The sequence below is a fragment of the Neochlamydia sp. AcF84 genome (genome assembly GCF_011087585.1).
Classification (GTDB): domain Bacteria; phylum Chlamydiota; class Chlamydiia; order Chlamydiales; family Parachlamydiaceae; genus Neochlamydia.
In genome coordinates, this window is record NZ_VJOT01000059.1 from 1 (window position 1) to 4,384 (window position 4,384).

The 4,384-nt window shown below is 39.1% G+C and carries 3 protein-coding genes; 2 read left to right on the top strand and 1 reads right to left on the bottom strand.

All coding sequences use genetic code 11. The annotated features are described in order from the left end of the window. Window positions 1-150: 150 nt before the first annotated feature. Entirely contained in the window at window positions 151-1,068 is a 918-nt protein-coding gene (locus tag NEOC84_RS06795; RefSeq protein ID WP_166157105.1) for a hypothetical protein, read from the bottom strand. A 212-nt stretch (window positions 1,069-1,280) separates the two neighbouring features. Here NEOC84_RS06795 and NEOC84_RS06800 point away from each other — a divergent pair, with 212 nt between their 5' ends. Further along, entirely contained in the window at window positions 1,281-2,039 is a 759-nt protein-coding gene (locus NEOC84_RS06800) for a VIT1/CCC1 transporter family protein (protein ID WP_166157108.1), read from the top strand. 5 nt (window positions 2,040-2,044) lie between these two features. After that, window positions 2,045-4,036, top strand: coding sequence for a cation-translocating P-type ATPase (locus tag NEOC84_RS06805; protein ID WP_166157111.1), 1,992 nt, complete (start codon window positions 2,045-2,047; stop codon window positions 4,034-4,036). Window positions 4,037-4,384: the final 348 nt, after the last annotated feature.

Genomic DNA, 4,384 nt, shown 5'->3' on the forward strand with positions numbered 1-4,384 from the left:
AATATCAAGAAGATCAAGTTTCATTTTTTTCTCCTCTTTTCAAAGAAAAAAATCTACCTTTAGAATAATTTTTTCAACTCATCTGTGCGTAAGGTGAGTAATACAGATACCAGCCTATATCACTTTCCGAAAACCTATTCCTTTCTTTACTCATAGGCGAGTAGCCTTAAGAATAGAAAGCTGAACGCCGGCCGTTTGACCTAGATCGAACAAAGAAGGAAGATCAGGGTTACTATCCATATAAATATTTAAGGTCTTCATCATCCTTAATTTCGCCTTTTCAGGAAGCTCATTTAAGGTGTTCACAAGGAGCATGGCAAGCATAGCCATATTGGAGTCTTTTAAAGAAAAAGGGTCTGATAACACATCCATGAATTCTTTAGAAGTTATCCATTCATATTTGGCTTTATATATCCCCCCTAAAGCAGCGGCAAGTAACATCACCTGCATTTGCTGGCCTAAAACTTTTTTTTCTCCTTCATTCATGTTGACTGCTGAAGGCAATTTATCAACGATAGTCATGAGATAGCCGCCTAGAACGCCATCAAGGGACCATTGAGCTATTTGAGTAGCAAACTTATGGGCGATGACTTTTTCATCTGTCAATCCAGGATTTTTTTGTAGGGCTTGGGCAATTTGCGTCCCAAAAATAGCGCGAATAAAAATAGTAGTCACTGCTAAAACTAATCCCCCCGCCATATTTAGGTCTTGCAATAGAGGGTTTAATTCCTTTCTTCGATCGGCCTCTCTTTTTTCCTCTGCTATTTTTTTTAAACTTTGCGACCAGCTATCTAAAATATTTAAGCAAATTTTATCCATCGCTAATTGGCTAATAGCTATTATGTTATTAGCATCAGGAGGAATTAATAAAGGATTGGAAAGAGGGGGCAAATAAAGGGAAGCCACTACTGCACTCGCTTTTTCGATAGAATCTTTAGAATGCAGAGAGGTCTCTTGAACGTTGGAGTCTAATGCTGAAGTTTGCTTGGATGAATAAAGTGCCTCAGCATTAGGCAAACCTGATTGATTACCCATTCCTGTATTCAGGTTAGTAAAATCTTGGCTCATAAGGACATCCTCTGCTATACATCTTTCTCTTCTTAGTGTAACATATCCAACTATTTTGTAAAATAATTTATTGAAAATTTAAAAGGCTTGTATTAGCGTTTGCTTTATTATTTTTTTATCTGCAGGGATTATTGAATGCCTTTTTCTTTCCTTATTGCAAAAATTCATGTTAGAATGCGAAAGATTAACAAAGATAACGGAAAGAAAAATTAATGACAGAAAACACCCATTTTACTCATAAAGCTCCTATTGAGCATGTAGCCGAAAAACTAGCCGAAGGAAAATTCTCAACGGTGGAAGTGCATGGAACTGAAATTCCTGGCCATTTTTCTGCTGCTGCCGATGCAGCCCGTGAAACAGCCGTCGTCTTGCTTCTCATGAGTTGCATTATTCTTTCATTTAAATTGCCTCTCCTTTCCCTTACCTTGGCCCTAATTATCTTTTCTACTGGATGGACGCTATGGAAGTTTGGACGCAGTGCCTGGCTTGGCTGGTCACGTTTAGAAAGATTACATCGTCTTGTTAAACAAGAGAAATGGGAAATCGATCATAATCGTGAGCAAGAAAAAATGGAGCTTAAAGATCTATATGCCAATAAAGGCTTTGAAGGCAAAATGTTAGATCATATAGTGGAGGTCTTAATGGCTGATGGAGATCGCCTTCTTAGGGTAATGGTAGAAGAAGAGCTAGGCCTTAAACTTGAGTCTCACGAGCACCCTTTAAAACAGGCTTGCGGTGCTGGCTTAGGAGCAATTGCGGCTGCTGCTGTGGTGCTCACCTGCCAGTTAGTAGCACCAGGGTTTCAAGGTTTAGTCATAGGTTCTTTAGGAACGATAGCTGGGGCTTCAGCACTCTCCGCTTATTATGAGCAGAATCGCATGATTCCTGCTATTATCTGGAATGGAGGGCTCGCCATTTTAGCTTATGCTTGGGTCTATTTTTTCCATGAATTTTTTTTTAGACAAGGCTAATTATTATGCATGCTAGCAAGACTCATACACCTTCTTTTGGAGAGTTTTTTGAATTGGACTCTCCTGAAACTTCAAGCCCTTTTATCAAGCCCACAAGTCGCCAATGGGGAGTCAACCTTACTTTAAAAGCTTCCATTGTAGCTACTGTTTTACTCGCTATTTCTTTTGCATTTTCCTGGTTTAAGGTTACTCATTCCCTATCGACATTATTACTAGTCATAGTTTATTTCCTAGCAGGCATTCCTGCCTTAATCGAATCTTTTGAAGATCTAGCTAATTTAGACATTAATATTGATATTTTGATGACGTTAGCGGCTTTTTCTTCCGTTTTAATTGGAAGCGAAATGGAAGGAGGCCTACTGCTTGTTCTTTTTGCTCTATCAGGTGCTATGGAGCAAGCGGTCACAGAAAAAGCTAAAAGCGCTATCAGCGCTTTGCATAAACTCTCTCCTACCAAAGCTAGTATAGTACAGGCAGATGGGACTCTCCTAGAGAGAGCTATCAATGAAATCCAGGTAGGCGAAACCATTCTAGTTAAATCGGGTCAAGTGGTGCCTTTAGATGGCTTAGTGATTGAGGGCATTTCAAGCGTAAACCTTGTCCATTTGACAGGAGAAAATTTTCCTGTGACGAAAAAGGTTGGAAATGAAGTACCGGCTGGGGCCACTAACTTAGATGGAGCTCTTGTTTTGCAAGTGCTAAGAACTAGCTCAGACTCGACTTTGGCCAAAATCATTCAATTAGTCACTCAAGCGCAGGATGCTAAACCCAAACTTCAACGCTGGTTTGATAAGTTTAGCCGCCGCTATGCTATTTCTATCATTTGTTTATCCGCCTTTTTCGTGCTCATTTTGCCTTACCTACTTTCTATCCCTTTTTTAGGAATGGAAGGATCTGTCTATAGAGCCCTAGCTTTTTTAATAGCAGCTTCGCCCTGTGCTTTAATTATAGCTATGCCTATTGCTTATCTAAGTGCCGTAGGAGCTTGTGCAAAGCGCGGCATTTTGCTAAAAGGAGGAGTCATTTTAGATGCCTTAGCTTCTTGCAATAGGGTAGCCTTTGATAAAACAGGTACTCTAACCACAGGAGAGCTTACCTGTGCAGCTATAGAAAGCTTGGATCAAGGAATTGATAAAGCTACAGCCCTTAGCATTGCTTTTGCTCTAGAAAAAAATGCCGTACATCCTATAGCCAAAGCTATCTTAGATTACTCTCATCACACTAAAACTTTACCTCTCGAGCTTAAAAATTTTAAAGCTATCCCCGGCAGTGGTCTTGAAGGAACCGTTATTCTACCTGAGGGAGAGGTTTCTGTCCTCATTGGGCACCCTGAATTTATTGCAGGAAAATTAAACCCTACCCAGGCTAAAACTTTATTAGATAAATGTGAGGAATTGCAAAATCAGGGTGAACTTGTCTCCCCTCTTCTACTAGCTGGTAAACATTTAGTATTATTTCGCTTTCTCGATACAATACGGCCTAACATTCAAAGCACTTTAAAGAATCTTAGCCAAAAGATGGGCTTAAAACTAGTTATGTTGACCGGTGATCATCCATATAGTGCTGAGCGCATTGCTAAAGAGCTTGGTATCTCCTCTTTTTATGCTAATTTGAAACCGGAAGATAAACTTAAGCATGTAGCGCAGCTGGCGGAAAAAGAAGGTTTGGCAATGGTGGGCGATGGCATTAACGATGCCCCTGCTCTTGCACGGGCAACTGTAGGCATTTGCATGGGAAAAGTAGGAACGACTACAGCTGTTGAAGCCGCTGATATTGTGCTGTTGCAAGATAATATTGAACGACTCGATTGGCTTTTTCTTAAGGCAAAAAGAACTCAGCGAGTTGTCAAGCAAAACCTTTTTATAGCTATTGCAGCCATTTTTATTGCTACTATTCCTTCTATTGCTGGATTCATCCCTTTATGGCTAGCAGTATTGATGCATGAAGGAGGCACTGTAATAGTAGGACTAAATGGGCTACGTCTTCTAAAAAGTTAAATCTTATCTTCTATCTATGCCGGCCTGATATTAACACCTAAGCTTACTAATTTAACTCCTTTTTTATAAGCAATCATAATCTAAAAAAATTTTGATAACTTAAAAAAAGGGTTTTTAATGTCTTCTTAAGCTAATTCATTTACTTAAAGTTATATTGTATTAAAAGCTTACAAGTAAAGAAAAGAGCTCTTAAGACCTCCTCACCTTCTTTCTTATCCTCTCTCACTAATTTTTCTACTTCCCTCTATTTAGTCCAACCTGATTTACCCTAAAAAACTCCATCATTGCATCAATTTTAAAAAGAAAAAATGTAAATTTCCTTTTAATGGTAAGCTAAAAAAGTAGAAA

Coding starts and splice junctions, on each gene's coding strand:
- NEOC84_RS06795 (WP_166157105.1), bottom strand. CDS start 1,068: ATGAGCCAAGATTTTACTAACCTGAATACAGGAATGGGTAATCAATCA.
- NEOC84_RS06800 (WP_166157108.1), top strand. CDS start 1,281: ATGACAGAAAACACCCATTTTACTCATAAAGCTCCTATTGAGCATGTA.
- NEOC84_RS06805 (WP_166157111.1), top strand. CDS start 2,045: ATGCATGCTAGCAAGACTCATACACCTTCTTTTGGAGAGTTTTTTGAA.